15 protein-coding genes are annotated in these 16,289 nt (G+C 64.8%); 10 read left to right on the forward strand and 5 right to left on the reverse strand.

Annotation, left to right across the window (positions count from 1 at the left end; translation table 11 throughout):
- Positions 1 to 27: 27 nt before the first annotated feature.
- From HU218_RS02860 to HU218_RS02900, 9 genes are all read left to right on the forward strand, one after another.
- Positions 28 to 654, forward strand: coding sequence for a bifunctional 4-hydroxy-2-oxoglutarate aldolase/2-dehydro-3-deoxy-phosphogluconate aldolase (locus tag HU218_RS02860; RefSeq protein WP_174873441.1), 627 nt, complete (start codon positions 28 to 30; stop codon positions 652 to 654).
- A gap of 317 nt (positions 655 to 971) precedes the next feature.
- The gene (locus HU218_RS02865) at positions 972 to 1,649 is read left to right on the forward strand and encodes a response regulator transcription factor (RefSeq protein WP_174873442.1); all 678 of its coding nucleotides are present in this window, start codon (positions 972 to 974) and stop codon (positions 1,647 to 1,649) included.
- A gap of 40 nt (positions 1,650 to 1,689) precedes the next feature.
- A complete protein-coding gene (locus HU218_RS02870) occupies positions 1,690 to 3,114 on the forward strand; it encodes a sensor histidine kinase (RefSeq protein ID WP_174873443.1) in 1,425 nt (474 codons plus the stop codon).
- A gap of 312 nt (positions 3,115 to 3,426) precedes the next feature.
- Positions 3,427 to 4,671 carry an ABC transporter substrate-binding protein gene (locus HU218_RS02875; protein ID WP_174873444.1) on the forward strand — a complete coding sequence of 415 codons (1,245 nt, stop codon included), beginning with the start codon at positions 3,427 to 3,429 and terminating at the stop codon, positions 4,669 to 4,671.
- Positions 4,672 to 4,802: 131 nt separating this feature from the next.
- The gene (locus HU218_RS02880; protein ID WP_174873445.1) at positions 4,803 to 5,702 is read left to right on the forward strand and encodes a carbohydrate ABC transporter permease; all 900 of its coding nucleotides are present in this window, start codon (positions 4,803 to 4,805) and stop codon (positions 5,700 to 5,702) included.
- The gene (locus HU218_RS02885) at positions 5,695 to 6,552 is read left to right on the forward strand and encodes a carbohydrate ABC transporter permease (RefSeq protein WP_174873446.1); all 858 of its coding nucleotides are present in this window, start codon (positions 5,695 to 5,697) and stop codon (positions 6,550 to 6,552) included. The genes HU218_RS02880 and HU218_RS02885 overlap by 8 nt, the downstream gene beginning before the upstream one ends.
- Positions 6,553 to 6,556: 4 nt before the next feature.
- A complete protein-coding gene (locus HU218_RS02890; RefSeq protein ID WP_174873447.1) occupies positions 6,557 to 7,666 on the forward strand; it encodes an ABC transporter ATP-binding protein in 1,110 nt (369 codons plus the stop codon).
- Positions 7,666 to 8,562, forward strand: coding sequence for an aldo/keto reductase (locus HU218_RS02895; RefSeq protein WP_174873448.1), 897 nt, complete (start codon positions 7,666 to 7,668; stop codon positions 8,560 to 8,562). Before HU218_RS02890 ends, HU218_RS02895 begins: the two co-directional genes overlap by 1 nt.
- A gap of 163 nt (positions 8,563 to 8,725) precedes the next feature.
- Positions 8,726 to 9,550, forward strand: a complete 825-nt coding sequence (locus tag HU218_RS02900) for an HDOD domain-containing protein (RefSeq protein ID WP_174873449.1) — start codon at positions 8,726 to 8,728, stop codon at positions 9,548 to 9,550.
- A gap of 76 nt (positions 9,551 to 9,626) precedes the next feature.
- Here the strand turns inward: HU218_RS02900 and HU218_RS02905 are convergent, their stop codons facing one another.
- Positions 9,627 to 11,513: a ribonuclease catalytic domain-containing protein gene (locus HU218_RS02905; RefSeq protein ID WP_174873450.1), complete on the reverse strand. Its 1,887-nt coding sequence runs from the start codon at positions 11,511 to 11,513 to the stop codon at positions 9,627 to 9,629.
- Positions 11,514 to 11,641: 128 nt separating this feature from the next.
- On the opposite strand from HU218_RS02905, the gene HU218_RS02910 reads away from it, so the two are divergent.
- Positions 11,642 to 13,210 carry a GGDEF domain-containing protein gene (locus HU218_RS02910; protein WP_246210706.1) on the forward strand — a complete coding sequence of 523 codons (1,569 nt, stop codon included), beginning with the start codon at positions 11,642 to 11,644 and terminating at the stop codon, positions 13,208 to 13,210.
- A gap of 64 nt (positions 13,211 to 13,274) precedes the next feature.
- Here HU218_RS02910 and HU218_RS02915 read toward each other — a convergent pair whose 3' ends face one another.
- The 4 genes from HU218_RS02915 to HU218_RS02930 form a co-directional block, all read right to left on the reverse strand.
- Positions 13,275 to 14,045, reverse strand: a complete 771-nt coding sequence (locus HU218_RS02915; protein ID WP_174873451.1) for a DeoR/GlpR family DNA-binding transcription regulator — start codon at positions 14,043 to 14,045, stop codon at positions 13,275 to 13,277.
- Between the two features lie 195 nt (positions 14,046 to 14,240).
- Complete coding sequence (locus HU218_RS02920; RefSeq protein WP_174873452.1) at positions 14,241 to 15,023, reverse strand: outer membrane protein OmpK; 783 nt, start codon at positions 15,021 to 15,023, stop codon at positions 14,241 to 14,243.
- Between the two features lie 196 nt (positions 15,024 to 15,219).
- Complete coding sequence (locus HU218_RS02925) at positions 15,220 to 15,549, reverse strand: MGMT family protein (protein WP_174873453.1); 330 nt, start codon at positions 15,547 to 15,549, stop codon at positions 15,220 to 15,222.
- Positions 15,549 to 16,199, reverse strand: coding sequence for an MBL fold metallo-hydrolase (locus HU218_RS02930; protein WP_217450694.1), 651 nt, complete (start codon positions 16,197 to 16,199; stop codon positions 15,549 to 15,551). The genes HU218_RS02925 and HU218_RS02930 overlap by 1 nt, the downstream gene beginning before the upstream one ends.
- Between the last annotated feature and the right edge of the window lie 90 nt (positions 16,200 to 16,289).

A 16,289-nucleotide genomic window follows, 5' to 3' on the forward strand; every position in this document is an offset into this window, starting at 1 on the left:
TTTTGTTAGCGGCTCGAAAGGACAGACATGGACGCTTTGAATCTGCTTCGCCAGGGCCCGGTAGTACCGGTCATCGTCGTGAACGACGCCGCAGTCGCCGTGGATCTGGCCGGCGCGCTGGTGGCCGGCGGCATCCGCACGCTGGAAATCACCCTGCGCACCAAGGCGGCACTGGCCGCCATCCGCCGCATCCGTGACGAAGTGCCGGATGCGCTGGTCGGTGCCGGCACCGTGCGCACCCGCGCCCACCTGGAAGCGGCGCTGGATAACGGCGCGCAATTCGGCATCAGCCCGGGGCTGACCCCGGAACTGGCCGCCGCCGCGCGCGCCTCCGGCGTGCCGTTCATTCCGGGCGTGGCCACCCCGTCCGAAGCGATGCACGCGCAGGACGAAGGTTTCAACATCCTCAAGCTGTTCCCGGCCGAGGCGGTGGGCGGCATCAAGCTGCTGAAGTCGCTGGCCGGCCCGCTGCCGGAGCTGCGCTTCTGCCCGACCGGCGGTATCGACGCCAACAATGCGGCCAACTACCTGGCACTGCCGAACGTGCTGGCCGTCGGTGGCAGCTGGCTGACGCCGGAAGCGGCCATCGCCGCCCAAGACTGGGCCAAGATCACCGCGCTGGCCAAGGAGGCCTGCGCCCTGGCCGTGCGTTAAGCGCGCACGGGATGACGTTTTTGCCGGCTCCGGCCGGCGGTTGCTGCCGGCCTGGCTGTCCCGGATTGGACGTCTGACAGCCGGGGCCGGTGGTGGCCACCCTATCCTTTCCGTCAGACACGCGCTGCGGGATGGTGTGTTTTGTTGCTTTTCGTTTCCTTTGAAGGCGTGCCGACTCTCCCCGGCACGCCCTTTTTTTGGCCTGCGCCCGGCCGGGGTTGGCCTGCGCCCGGCCGGGGTTGGCCGCGCGCGTTTGCGGTGCCGCCGCGCGCGGTTTTGGCATACCATCTGCCACTGTCACTTAGCCGGTTCCCACCATGAAACTGTTTGTTGCCGAAGACGATACCGTTCTGGCCGATGCGCTGCTGACGCGGCTGGCGCGGCTGGGATTTGATACCGAACACGCTGCCGACGGCATCGCGGCGCAGCAGCGCTTGCTGGACGACAACTTCGATGCGGTGATCCTCGACATCGGCCTGCCCGGGCTGGACGGTTTGCAGGTGCTGCGCAATGTGCGCGTGCACAAGCCGGCGCTGCCGATCCTGATCCTCACCGCGCTGGACAGCATGGAAGACCGCGTCGCCGGGCTGGACGCCGGCGCCGACGACTATCTGGTCAAACCGTTCGAGTTTCCGGAGCTGGAGGCGCGCATCCGTGCGCTGCTGCGCCGGCAACGCGTCGGCGGCGACAGCCCGCAGCGCGACGAGCTGCGCTTCGGCCGCCTGCGGCTGGACCGCGGCGGCCAGCGCGCCTGGGCCGACAACCAGCCGCTGGAGCTGTCGGCGCGAGAACTGCAGTTGCTGGACATCCTGATGGGTAATGCCGACCGGGTGGTGACCAAGGAACAGATCGCCGGCGAGCTGTCCGGCGACGGCGAGGAAGTGGGTGCCAACGCGGTGGAGGTGTATGTGCACCGGCTGCGCAAGAAGCTGGATGGCAGCGGGGTGGCGGTGCGCGCGGTACGCGGCCTCGGTTACCTGCTGGCGGCGGAGTGAGCATGCCGCGCCGTCTGCCGTTAGCCGCAAGGTTGGCCGCATGAGCGCCAGCCGTCCGCGCCAGCTGTCGCTGCGCCGCCAGTTGCTGCTGTGGCTGCTGCTGCCGCAGCTGGTGCTGTGGCTGGGCGCGGCGTTTCTCGCCTACAAGCTGACACTGGCCTACGCCAACGAGGTGATCGACCGCACGCTGGCCAAGTCCAGCAGTGCGCTGGCGCGGCAGGTGAAACCGTTCGGCAACGGTTTCTATGTCGACTTTCCGCGCGCGGCGCGCGATGTGCTGGAGCAGGACCCGGACGACCGCGTGTATTACATGGTCAGCTCGCCGCCGGAAGCCTTCCTGCTGGGCGAGCCGGCGATGCCGCGCCCGCCGCTGGGTAGCAGCGCCCCCACTGGCACCACCTTTTTCTACAACGGCAAGCTCGGCAAGCTGGATGTACGGGTAGCGGCGCAGTATCTGCCGGCCGGCACGCCGGACAAGCCGGAGCTGATGCTGGTACAGGTGGCCAAGAGCCGTGCGCTGTCGGCGGAACTGGCGCGGCGCATCCTGTTCGACATGGGGCTGCCGCTGTTGCTGCTGATCTCGCTGACCAGCGTGTTGGTGTGGGCCGGGGTCAGCCGCGGGCTGTCGCCGCTGCGCAGCCTGCGCCGCACGGTGGAAGACCGCAGCCCGCGCGATCTGGCGCCGATCGAGATCGACGACGCCCCGGCGGAGGTGCGCACCCTGGCCTCCGCCATCAATACCCTGCTGGACGAAGTGCATGCCCAGGTGGCGCAGCAGCGGCGCTTCATTGCCGATGCCGCGCACCAGCTGCGCACGCCGCTGGCGGGGCTGAAATCGCAGACCGAACTGGTACAGGCCGAGCGGGCCGAGGCCGCCCCGGCCCTGCCGCTGGCGCTGCGCCAGCTGCGGCAGGTGGAAACCAGCGTCGCGCGTTCCATCCGGGTGGTGAACCAGCTGCTGGCACTGGCGCGCGCCGAGCCGGAGGCCGGGCTGCAACTGGCGCCGCTGGACCTGGCGGCGCTGGCGCGCGAGGTGGCCGCCGAGGCGGTGCCGCGGGCGTTGGCCGCCGGGCAGGACCTGGGGGTGGAAGGCGAGGAGGGTGCGTTGCCGGTCAACGGCCACGCCGGCCTGCTGCGCGAGCTGGTGGCCAACCTGCTGGACAACGCCATCAGCTATACCCCGCGCGGCGGCGAAATCACGCTGTGGCTGGCACGCGAAGACGGCCAGGTGCGGCTGGAAGTGCGCGACAACGGCCCGGGAATACCGGAGGGCGAGCGCGAACGGGTGTTCAGCCGTTTCTATCGCGGCAGTGCCGAAGGCAAGGGCAAGGGCTGCGGTCTGGGCCTCGCCATCGTGCTGGAAATCGCCCGTCGCCACGGTGCCCGCATCCCGCTGGCAGACAATCCGGGTGGCGGGCTGCGCGCCTGCCTGTTAATGCCGCTGGCGGTAGCAAACGGGCAATAATCACCCGCCGTAGTGCCAGCCTGGCCGCAACAGGTGTGTAGTTGACACACTACTTTTGGCGGCTTTGTTGCGGTGCAATATCGCGGCAATGCCCAATTCTGGCGCAATTAACGTCAGTGTCATGATGCGGCGCACCCAATATGGGGCGTTTCCTTACAGCAATCCTGTCAAAAACTTACGCAAAGCTTACATCGCGCGGCTATAGTTCACCCAACCGCGGAACCGGCAAGGAGAGTTGCCCCGCGGCGGAAGTCTGCCGGCACATAAACCAATACCGCCGGGCGACTTGCACAACACGACAGGAGATGGAACATGGAATTGAAGCGTCTGACTATGGCCGTACTGGCCGCTACCCTGTTGCCGGCAACAGCCATGGCAAGCGAAGTGGAAGTACTGCACTGGTGGACCTCCGGCGGCGAGGCCAAATCCGTTGCCGAACTGAAGAAAATGATGAACGCCAAGGGCGTGACCTGGAAAGACTTCGCCGTGGCCGGCGGTGGTGGCGATAACGCCATGACCGCGCTGAAGACCCGCGTGGTATCCGGCAACCCGCCGACCGCCGCCCAGATCAAGGGCCCGGCGATCCAGGAGTGGGGTGCCGAGGGCGTGCTGGCCGACATCGACTTGGTTGCCAAGGCCGGCAACTGGGACAAGCTGCTGCCGCCGGTCGTCAGCAATGTGATGAAGTACAAGGGCAAGTACGTGGCGGTACCGGTGAACGTACACCGCGTGAACTGGCTGTGGGTGAACCCGGAAGCGTTCAAGAAAGCCGGCGCTACCGTACCGAAGACCTGGCCGGAATTCTTTGCTGCCGCCGACAAGCTGCAGAAAGCCGGCATCCAGCCGATCGCGCATGGCGGCCAGCCGTGGCAGGACGCTACCCTGTTTGAATCCGTGGCCCTGGGTGTGGGCGGTGCCGACTACTACCGCAATGCCTTCGTGAAGCTGGACAAGGCTACCGTCGGTGGCGCCACCACCGTGAAGGTGTTCGAGACCCTGGGCAAGATCAAGGGCTACATCGACAAGGGCGCTGCCGGTCGTGACTGGAACCTGGCCACCGCGATGGTGATCAACGGCAAGGCCGGCATGCAGTTCATGGGTGATTGGGCCAAGGGCGAATTCACCGCCGCCGGCAAGGTACCGGGCAAGGACTTCCTGTGCGTAGATGCCCCGGGCACCCAGAATGCCTTCACCTTCAACATCGACTCGCTGGCGATGTTCCAGCAGAAGTCGCCGGCAGCCGTGAAGGCGCAGGCTGACCTGGCCAGCACCGTGATGAGCAAGGACTTCCAGGAAGTGTTCAACCTGAACAAGGGCTCCATCCCGGCCCGTCTGGATACTCCGCTGGCCAAGTTCGACGACTGCGCCAAGAAGTCCAACTTCGACATGAACGCCGCCTCCAAGAGCAACAAGCTGGTGCCGAGCTTCGCGCACAAGATGGCGATGCCGTCCGCGACCGAAGGCGCCATGGTGGACGTGATCTCGCAGTTCATGAACTCCAAGATGACCCCGCAGCAAGCTGCCGAACGTCTGGCCAAGGCCAGCGCGGTACGCTGATCCTGACGCTGTAACTGCATCCGCTCCCCGCCGCCCGGCGGCGGGGGTGGGTGTCTTGTCTCGCCGTTCGCCCACGCTGCCGCCAGGCAGCGTGAACGGTGCCGCTTTACCCGAGACAGCAAGGAACTCACATGTCTGCCTCCGCTAATCAAGGCCTGCGTGCGCTGGCCGACCGCTGGCTGCCCAAGCTGGTGCTGTCGCCAACGCTGGCTGCCAGCCTGATCTTCGTCTACGGCTTCATTGCCTGGACTGGCTGGCTTTCCTTTACCGAATCCCGCCTGATGCCCCGTTTTGAATGGGCCGGCTTTGTGCAATACCAGGCGCTGTTTGAAAACGAGCGCTGGTGGACGGCTGCGGCCAACCTCGGCATCTTCGGCAGCCTGTTCATCGTCTGCTGTCTGGTGGTCGGCCTGCTGATGGCCATCCTGCTGGACCAGAAAATCCGCGCCGAAGGCGCGCTGCGCACCATCTACCTGTACCCGATGGCGCTGTCGTTCATCGTCACCGGTACGGCCTGGAAATGGATGCTGAATCCGGACATGGGCCTGCAGAAGGTGATGAACGACCTGGGCTTTGCCAATTTCACCTTCGACTGGCTGGTGAACCCGGACATGTCGATCTACACCGTGGTGATTGCCGGTGTGTGGCAAAGCTCCGGCTTCGTGATGGCGCTGTTCCTGGCCGGCCTGCGCGGTATCGATGATTCCATCATCAAGGCGGCGCAGGTGGATGGCGCCAGCCTGCCCACCATCTACCGCCGCATTCTGATCCCCAGCCTGCGCCCGGTGTTTTTCAGCGTGCTGCTGATCCTGTCGCACATCGCCATCAAGAGCTTCGACCTGGTGATGGCGCTGACCGGCGGCGGCCCCGGCAATTCGTCCGACGTACCGGCGATCTTCATGTACCAGTTCGCCTTTACCCGCGGCCAGCTGGGCCAGGGTGCCGCCTCCGCGATGATGATGCTGTTCACCATCGTCGCCGTGCTGGTACCGCTGATGTACATGGAAACAAGGAGTGCCAAACGTGTTTAAGAACCTTACCGTTGGCCGCGCGCTGGTGTATGCCGCGCTGCTCCTGGTGGCCATCTACTATCTCTTGCCGCTGTACGTGATGCTGACCACCTCGTTCAAGAGCCTGGACGACATCCGCAACGGCAATATGCTGGCGCTGCCGCAGGCATGGGAAGGCGGCGCCTGGGTCAAGGCCTGGGCCGAAGCCTGCACCGGCGTGGAATGCGGCGGCATGAAGGGCTTCTTCTGGAACTCGGTGAAGATGACGGTGCCGGCGGTGCTGATCTCCACCCTGCTGGGGGCGGTAAACGGCTACGTGGTGTCGATGTGGCGCTTCAAGGGCTCCGACGCGCTGTTCACCATGCTGCTGGTCGGCTGCTTCATTCCGTTCCAGGTGGTACTGCTGCCGATGGCGCAGCTGCTGGGGATGATGGGCATCGCCAATACCACCACCGGCCTGGTGCTGGTGCATGTGGTGTACGGCACCGCGTTTACCACGCTGTTCTTCCGTAACTTCTACATCACCGTGCCGGACGAGCTGGTGAAGGCGGCACGCATCGATGGCGCCGGTTTCTGGACCATCTTCGGCCGCATCCTGCTGCCGATCTCCGGGCCGATCTTCGTGGTGTGCGTGATCTGGCAGTTCACCCAGATCTGGAACGACTTCCTGTTCGGCGTGGTGTTTGCCGCCGGCGAGTCGCAGCCGATCACGGTGGCGCTGAACAACCTGGTGAATACCTCCACCGGGGTGAAGGAATACAACGTGGACATGGCAGCGGCGATCATTGCCGCCCTGCCGACCCTGTTCGTTTATATGGTAGCCGGCCGCTATTTCGTGCGCGGTCTGACTGCCGGTGCTGTGAAAGGTTAATGCGATGGCCGCTCTTTCCATCAACAACGTATACAAGACTTACGCCAACGGCACCGACGTGCTCAAGGGCATCGACATCGCTATCGAAGATGGCCAGTTCCTGATCCTGGTTGGCCCCTCCGGCTGCGGCAAGTCCACCTTGCTGAACATGATCGCCGGCCTCGACGACATCACCAGCGGCGACATCGTGATCGGCAACAAGCGCGTCAACGACCTGTCGCCGAAGGATCGCGACATCGCCATGGTGTTCCAGAGCTACGCGCTGTACCCGTCGATGACCGTGCGCGAGAACATCAGCTTCGGACTGGAAATCCGCAAGGTGCCCAAGGCCGAGATCGACGCCACCGTCAACCGCGTGGCCGAGATGCTGCAGATCAAGCACCTGCTGGAACGCAAGCCGGGGCAGATGTCCGGCGGCCAGCGCCAGCGCGTGGCGATGGGCCGTGCGCTGGCCCGCAACCCGTCGATCTTCCTGTTCGACGAGCCGCTGTCCAACCTCGACGCCAAGCTGCGCGTCGAGATGCGGACCGAAATCAAGCTGATGCACCAGCGCCTGAAGTCCACCATCGTCTACGTGACCCACGACCAGATCGAGGCGATGACGCTGGGCGACAAGATCGCGGTGATGAAGGATGGCATCGTGCAGCAGTTTGGCAGCCCGCAGGACATCTACGACAACCCGGCCAACCTGTTCGTCGCCAGCTTCATCGGCTCGCCGTCGATGAACTTCATCCCGGCCACGGTGGTGGAATCGGCCGGCCAGATCGGCGTGAAAGTGTGCGACGACAAGGGCTGCGTGGTGTTGCCGCTGCCGCACGACAAGGCCAAGCTGCAACAGTGGGTGGGCAAGGAAGTGATCTTCGGCATCCGTCCGGAACAGATCACCGACGCACGCACCGCCCACCGCGACGGCCTGCCGGAAATGAGCTGCCATATCGACGTGATCGAGCCGACCGGCCCAGACACGCTGGTATTCGTATCGCTGAACAACACCAAGGTGTGCTGCCGCACCCACCCCACCGAAGCCAAGCATCCGGGCCAGAGCATGGATCTGGTGTTCGACGTGTCCAAGGCGGTGCTGTTCGACCCGGCCACCGAAGCACGGATCGCCTGATGAGCGTGCTGGCTCTGCAAAGGTTGGCCGCAGACGGCCCGCTGCTGTCGCCGGTGGCGGCGGGCGTGTGGCGGCTGGACGAGTGGGGCTTTGACGACGCCGCACTGGCGGCGTGGGTGGAGCATGCCATCAGTCTCGGCATCACCACCTTCGACCACGCCGACCTGTACGGCGGCTTCCGTTGCGAAGCGCTGTTCGGCCGCTGGCTGAAGGCCAATCCGTCGCGGCGCGACGCCATCCAGCTGGTGAGCAAGTGCGGCATCAAGCCGCCGGATGCGGCGCGCGGCTGGCGGGTAAAGCACTACGACACCTCGGCGGCGCACATCACCGCCAGCGTGCATGCCTCGCTGCAGCATCTGGGTACCGATTACCTCGACCTGCTGCTGATCCATCGCCCGGACCCGCTCATGGACCCGGACGAGGTGGCGGAAACCTTCGCGCGGCTGCGGGATGCCGGCAAGGTGCGCCACTTCGGGGTGTCCAACTTCAGCCCCAGCCAGTACGCGCTGCTGGCGTCGCGCACGCCGCTGGTGACCAACCAGGTGGAGGCGTCGCTGCTGCACACCGCGCCGCTATTCGACGGCAGCTTCGACCAGTGCCTGCAGTTGGGCGTGCGGCCGATGCTGTGGTCGCCGCTGGCCGGTGGCCGGCTGTTCGATGCGGCGGCCAACCCGGCGCTGGCGGCGGCGTTGAACCTGCTGGCCGGCGAGCTGGGCGTCAGCACCGCTGCGCTGGCGCTGGCCTGGCTCATGCACCATCCGTGCCGGCCGTTGCCCATTGTCGGTTCGCGCCGCCTGGCCTCGCTGGACGATGCTGCCGCCGCCTGCCGGCTGCAACTGGATCGCCAGCAGTGGTTTACGCTGCTACAGGCGGCCCGTGGCTACGAAGTAGCCTGAGATTCCGTGTTATCTCCTGTTTGCAGGAGCGACTCTCCTTGACGGCCTGCGGGCCGTTTTTCTTTTCTGTGCTCATGCCACCGGCAAATTCGGCTGTAAATCCCAAAACGATTGCCTAAGCTCATCTGGTAATGCCAACGACGAGTTACGGAGGGGATGCGACATGAAAGTTGCCGAGTTGTTCGACCAGGCCGCCGGGCGGCTGCCGATGGTGCCCAAGGTAGTGCAGGAGCTGATTGCCAGCTTCCAGGACAGCAATATCAATATCGACGACATCACCGACAAGGTAGTGCATGACCAGGTGCTGAGCGCGCGGGTGCTGCGGCTGGCCAACAGTGCCCGCTTCGGCGGCAGCCGCAATATCGGCTCGCTGCACGATGCGGTGGTGATGCTGGGCTTCGACAATGTGCGCATGCTGGTGATTGCCTCTGGCATTGCCGGTGCCAGCATGGCGATTCCCGGTTTCGACATGCGCGGCTTCTGGGGCCGTAGCTTCGAGATGGCCAATACCAGCAAGGTGCTGGCCAAGCTGGCCGCGCAGGACACCCAGCTGGCGTATACCTGCGGCCTGCTGGCCAATATCGGCGAGCTGGTGCTGCACGTGGCGGAGCCGGAAAAGGCGGTGCAGATCGACCGCGTGGTGGAAGGCGGTGCCGAGCGGCTGGCGACCGAGCGCATGGTGCTGGGCATGGACCTGACCGAGGTCGGTGCCGAGCTGGCGCGGCGCTGGAATTTTCCGGATGCCATCCAGCAGGCGATCCGCGACCAGCACCATCTGGCCGAGCCGTCGCAGGTATCGCACTACGCGCTGCTGACCGGCTTGTCGTCCTACATCGTGGCCGGTTTCAACCACGGCATGAGCGAGGCGGAAATGCAGGCGATGCTGCCGTTGCCGCTGCTGGCCGAGCTTGGCATTAGCGAAGAAAAAATGGCCGAGGCGCTGCCGCACCTGAAGGAAGTCAGCACCACGGTGGATGCGCTGCTGTAGCACGCTGCAACGCCAGACATGACAAGGCCCCGCCATGGCGGGGCCTTGTTGTTGCGGCCAACGTTGGCCGCCGGCGTTACGCCTGTTCCGCTTCGTCCTGCGGCAGCGGCTGCTTGCGCTCCAGCACCGCCAGGTAGCGGCATTCGATCTCCTGCTGCAACTCGTCGATGCGCACGATCTGCAGCTGGATGCGGTCGCCGTTGGCCAGCTCCGGCAGGCCGCCGATACGCAGCCGCATCGGCACTCCGTCCACCCGCACCAGGTCTTCCTTGATGTAGGTGGCGGTCGGCTCGCTGATGCCTTCCTGGCTGAACCAGCGCAGGCACCAGAAGTGCTCCATCTTGTCCTGGAAGCCGAGGTAGGCGCTGTAGGCGGCATCGAAGTCGCGCAGCATGGCAAACAGCATGGCGTCGCCCTGCTTGTACTGCGGCTCCTCGCCGCGAATCATCGCCACCAGCTGGCGCTGGTTGATGAAGTCGGCGGCGCGGCGCAGCGGCGAGGTACTCCACGCATACTGCTGCACGCCCAGACCGACGTGCGGTTCCGGGCGGGTGGTCATGCGCACCTTGCCCATGCTTTGCGCGCGGTACATGGCCGGAATGTCGGCCTCGGCCAGCATGCGGCCCCATTCGCTGTTGGCGAGGATCATCAGCTCGGACACCAGTTTGTCCATCGGCGAGCCGCGCTTGCGGATGCTGATGATCACCTTGCCGTCGACCACGTTGAAGTTGTAGTCCACCTGCGGCGGGCGGTTCGGGTCCGGGGTCTTGCCGCGGAACGCCTCGCGGGCACCCGCAAACTGCCACAGCCATACCAGTTCACGCTTGAAGGCGTAATCCGGGCCGAAGCCGGGTGCGGCCAACGTGTCTTCGTTGAACACCTGCTCCAGCTGGTCGTGGCGCAGGTTGGCCGCAATGTGTACCAGCTCGATGCGGTTGTCGAACTCCACCAGCTCGAACGCCGGGGTCACGTCCACGTACAGGCTCAGCGCCGGGCAGTCGTGGCCTTCCTTCAGCGTGAACTGCTGCACCACATCGTCCGGCAGCATGGTGATCTTGTCGCCGGGGAAGTACACCGTGGACAGGCGCTGGTGCACGATCTTTTCCAGCTCGGAGCCCTGTGCGATGCCCAGCGTCGGCGCCGCGATGTGGATGCCGACGCGGATGTTGCCGTTATCCAGCCACTGTACCGACAGTGCATCGTCGATCTCGGTGGTGGCGGCGTCATCGATGGAGAACGCCTTGACCGTGGCCAGCGGCAGCTCTTCCGGCATGCTGGCCGGCACATAGTTGCCAAAGCCGGTGCCCTTGGGGAAGTGCTCCAGTTCGAAACCGGCCATCAGGTAGGCCGGCACCGACTGGATGCCGCCGACCTTGTCCGCCAGCCGCAGCGGCGGCAGGCCGGTGGCCTTGCAGGCCTGGTCGAAGGCCTTGAATTCCAGCGTGTTCTTGTCCGGGCGGTACAGCAGGGTCATCAGCTTGTCGCGGATGATGTCCGGCAGGCTGCCGGCAGCCAGCTCGGCGGCCAGCGCGTCGATCTGCTCCTGCTCGCGCTTCTTGCGCTCGATGGCGGCCAGCGCGGCTTTCAGCGTTTCTTCCGGCGCGGCCTTGAAGCTGCCCTTGGCCTTCTTGTAGAAGTACATCGGCGCGGCGTACAACCGCAGCAGGATGGCGGCGTTTTCCAGCGCGCTGGGCGCGTGGCCGAAGTAATCGGCAGCCAGCGTCTCGAAGCCGAACTCGTCCTGGCCGCAGCATTCCCACAGGAAATCCACGTCGATATCGGCAGCGATGGCTTCCGCAGCCGGCAGGAAATCCTGCAGCGGGCTGCTGAATTCCAGAAATACGTTGGCCGCTTTCAGCTTGGTGCGCTTGCCATGCTGGGTATCGATCTGCAGGCTGGCTTCGGCGCGGGAAACCACGCTGCCGACCTTGAAGCTGCCGCTTTCTTCGTAAAAGACGTTCATGCTGCCGTTGCAGAGCCAGGCTCTGCCCTGTCCGAGGGTGAAAAGGAACAATTATAGCAGCTGCCCACCTTCGGCCGGCGTGCTGCCGCTATACTCGCCACATCCATTTGCAATCGTTTGTAATGTCTATGACCACGCCTGCTTCACAAACCCTGGCCAGCGTTGCGCGCGAGATGGACCACGTCGGCCAGCAATTGCTGCAACGCTGGGATCCGGAACTGCAGCGCCGCTTCATGGCGCTGAGCCAGTGCCTGCAGGGTTTGGCCGAGCAGCTGGCCGTCGAGCCGGTGCTGCGTGCCAACGAAGAACTGACCACGCTGTGGCGGCATATCGGCAAGCGCCGGCTGGGCAACGCTGACAACCTGGCACTACGCCAGCAGCTGGCACTGGTGACCCAGCTGGCCAGCCTGCCGTTGCCGGGCGCCGGCAAACCGCTGGCGGCCAACGTGACGCCGAGCCACCGCCTGTTCCTGCTGGCACCCCAGGCTCAGGCGCCGGCAGCGGCGCTGCTGGAGCAGTTGGCGTGTTTCGGTTACGCGCTGGAAGTGTTCCATGACGAGCCGGCGCTGCAGCAGGCGTTGCAACTGCACGAGCCGGGGGCGGTGATCGTCTACCACAGCTTCGAGGCCGACAGCATGCTGCCGCTTATCGGCCCGCTGAACTGTCCGCTGCTGTTTGCCAGCCCGCGACGGGACTTTGCCGCCCGGCTGCAGGCGGTGAATGCCGGCGGGCAGGGGTTTCTGGGTTGGCCGCTGGCGGTACGCGAGCTGCTGGACGGCCTGGTACAGCCGATGCTGCCGGACCGCCGCAACCCGTTGCGTGTGCTGCTGGTGGAGGACATGAGCTCGCTGGCCGGACTGTATGCGGCGGTACTCAACCGCCACGGCATTCTCACCGAGGAAGTCACCCGCCCCAGCCAGACGCTGGAGGCGATCGAGCGCTTCCGCCCGGACCTGATCCTGATGGACATGTATATGCCGGAGTGCGATGGCCAGGTGCTGGCGCGCATCATCCGCCAGCAGCGGCTGATGGACGGCATCCCCATCATTTTCCTGACCATGGAAAAGCGCCAGCACATGCAGCTGGACGCGCTGACGCTGGGGGTGGACGGCTACCTCACCAAGCCGGTGTCCAGCGAGGAGCTGGTGGTGACGGTCAGCACCCGCGCCAGCCGCTACCGCCAGCTGCGGTCCTATATCTCCACCGACAGCCTGACCGGCCTGCTCAACCACAGCCATCTGTTCGCGCGGCTGGAATACGAGTTTGCCCGCGCCCAGCGCGAGCGCCGGCCGCTGAGCATGGTGATGCTGGACCTGGACCACTTCAAGCACGTCAACGACAGCTATGGCCACCAGGCCGGCGACGAAGTGCTGGTCAGCCTGTCGCGCTTCCTGCGCGAACGGCTGCGCCGCTCCGACCTGATCGGCCGTTACGGTGGCGAGGAGTTCGCCATCGTATTGCCGGGCATGGGCTGCGAGCAGGCTACGCAGCTGCTGGATGATCTGCGCGATGCCTTCGCGCGGCTGGAGCAGGTATCGCCGCGCGGCCGCTTCCGCCAGACCTTCAGCGCCGGGGTGTGCAGCAGCGACGGGGTGTGGGATGTGGTGGCGCTGGTGCAGCGCGCCGACAGCATGCTGTACCGCGCCAAGGCGGCCGGGCGCAACTGCGTGGTGCGCTGGACGCCGGAGCAGGAGTAGCCGCTGCGGCGGCAACAAGCACAAGGGCGCCAGCGGCGCCCTTGTCTTTGTCTGCGGCCAGGCGTTACAGCGGGTCGGCCTGGTACATGCGCACGCCGTGTTCTTCCAGCAGCTTTTTCAGGCTTTCCGGCGGCATCGCGTCGGTGAAGATGGCGTTGAATTCGCTGATGTGGCCCATGCGTACCAGCGCATTGCGGCCGAACTTGCTGTGGTCGGCGGCCAGGAAGCGATGGCGGGCATTGTTCATCATTGCCTGCGCCACGCGCACTTCGCGGTAGTCGAAGTCCAGTAGCGAGCCGTCGGTCTCGATGCCGGAGACGCCGATCACCGCGTAATCGACCTTGAACTGGTTGATGAAGTCCAGCGTCGCCACCCCGGTAATGCCGCCATCGGAGGCGCGCACCACGCCGGAGGTGATCATTACCGTGAAATCCGGGTTGGCCGACATGATCGACGCCACATGGATGTTGTTGGTGATGACGCGCAAGCCCTTGTGGGTGGTGGTCAGCGCCTGCGCCACCGCCTCGATGGTGGTGCCGATGCTCATGAACAGCGAGGCATGGTCGGGAATGTTCTCCGCGATCATGTCGGCGATGTGCGCCTTTTCGCTCTGCAGCTTGCCCTTGCGCGAGAAGTAGTCCTCGTTTTCCACGCTGTTGCCCAGCGCGGCACCGCCGTGATAGCGGCGCAGCAGATTGGCTTCGCACAGCTGGTTGATGTCGCGGCGGATGGTTTGCGGCGTCACATCCAGCAGGCGGGCCAGCTCTTCAATCGGCATGAAACCGCTTTCGCGGACCAGCTGCAGGATTTTGTCGTGTCGTGGAGATCGGCTCATGGCGGCGCGTTCGAAAGCGAAAATTATCCTTAGTCTTTATCACACTATTTGCGCATCAGGCAACTTGTTGGATACATAAACGAAAGTCGTAGAAAGCAAAAAACGCCAGTACATCAAGGCACTGGCGTTTTTGTTGCATTGCAAAATAATGCAGGCCGGCTGTGGTTTACTGCACCACCCGGCGCGGCGACACGGTTAGAAGTTGTACTTCAGCGTGGAGATGAAGGCGTTCTGGTAGGTGGCAGAACCCAGCTTCTGGTCGGCGTAGCGGTAAGTCAGGCCGGCGGTTACCGACTTGGTGGCGTTCCACCACAGCGATACCGCGCCGTTGTTGGCCAGTTTGCGGGCGCGGACCACGTCGCCATCCTTGGCCATGGCCAGGTAGGCGTCTTCGCGGGCGAATTCGGTTTCGTGCCACTGGGTGACCATCATCGCCTGGCCCGCCAGGTTGAAGCTGTAGCCCAGCACCCAGCCAGCCATCATGCCGTTGCGGTGGGCGCCGACGCCCTGCTTGAACTCCTGGTGTGCGCCGAGGAACGGCTTGATCCAGAAGTTGCCGCGGGACAGCGCGGTGCCCAGACCCAGTACGCGGTTCTGGTCGTAGAAGTCGGCGTCGCGGAAGTCGTAGACATGGGCGTACACCTGTACCGGCAGATCGCCGATGCGGCCAACGTTGAAACGACCTACCAGCTTGGAGGCGTAGCGGCGGTTCTGGCCGGCGGCTTCATGCGTGCTCTTGTCCGGGTTTTCGATATCGAGGAAACCGTACAGGTCGCCCCAGTTGCCGCCCATGCCGCCTTCGGCTTCCAGGTAGCCGAAATCGTTCTTGCCGCCGAACGGGCCTTTTTGCGTGCGCTGCTGGGTGCCATTGGACCAGTCCAGCCAGTTGGCGCTGACATTGCTGAAGGAGTAGTCGGCGTGGGCAAAGCCGGCACAGGAGGCCAGTGCCAGGGCGAGCAGGGTAGTGCGAGTGTTCATGATGTGCTTCTGTTGCTTGCGTGTTGGATGAAAACCCGCCGCGCCGGCAAGGTTGTTTGTGTGACAAACACTTGTTTGCCTGGCGCCGCGGGGCGCGGAGCATAGCAGAAGCCAACAAAAAACCGGCACGCTTGGCCGGTTTTTGCAGCAGAACTGTCGCATTAATGTCTTATTGCCGACATTTAATGACAACGTTTCATGACTTTGGAATGAAATATTGTGCGGGCCAGCCGTAGCGCTTCAGGTTCACTCGCCCGCCGGCGCCGACTTCCACGCCGTCTTCTTCCAGCAGCAGGATCTGGAAATCCGCCTCCGCCGAGCCCGGTCGCGACACCTTGCCGCTGCCGCTGACCACGCGAAACCACGGCCAGCCGGCGCCCTCCGGCGCATTGCCCAGCAGCTTGCCGACGTGGCGGGCATGGCGCGGGTAGCCGGCAAGCTGCGCCAGCGTGCCGTAGGTGCTGACCTGCCCCGGCGGAATCGCCATGAGCTGCGCCAGCACCGCGCGTTGGAAGGCGGCGTCCATCAGCCGTAGCGGCGGTCGGCCACGAACGGGTTGCTGCGGCGCTCGTCGCCGATGGTGGTGAACGGGCCGTGGCCCGGCACCACCGTCATGTCGTCCGGCAGCGCGAACAGCTTGTTGCGGATGGCGTCGATCAGCTGCTGGTGGTTGCCCATCGGAAAATCGGTACGGCCGATGGAGCCCTGGAACAGCACGTCGCCGACCACGCACAGGTTGGCCGCACGGCTGACAAATACGATATGGCCCGGGGTGTGGCCGGGGCAGTGCAGCACCTCCAGCACCTCGCGGCCAACCTGCACCGTGTCGCCTTCTTCCAGCCAGCGCTCCGGCGTCAGCGCCGGGCTGGGGGCAAAGCCGAACATCTGCCCCTGCTGCGGCAGCTGGTCCAGCCAGAAACTTTCCGCGCGCTGCGGGCCTTCGATCTGCACCCCCAGCGCATCGGCCAGCGCCCGCGCGCCGCCGGCGTGGTCGATATGGCCGTGGGTAAGCAGCAGCTTGGTCACCTGCAGGCCCTTGGCGTCGATAAAGGCGCGGATGCGGGCGATATCGCCGCCGGCGTCCACCACCGCCGCTTCGTTGCTGACATCGCACCACAGCACGGAACAGTTCTGCTGGAACGGGGTGACCGGAATGACGTGAAGCTGCAAGGCCATGATCTGCTACCTGAAAACGGGAATGGCACATTGTAAGCCAGCCGGCCGGTGACTTGACCAAGGCGCTACAATAGCGGCAGTGAAAATCGA

Origin of the sequence: Vogesella oryzae, assembly GCF_902829295.1 — a bacterium.
In the GTDB taxonomy this organism is placed as follows: domain Bacteria; phylum Pseudomonadota; class Gammaproteobacteria; order Burkholderiales; family Chromobacteriaceae; genus Vogesella; species Vogesella oryzae.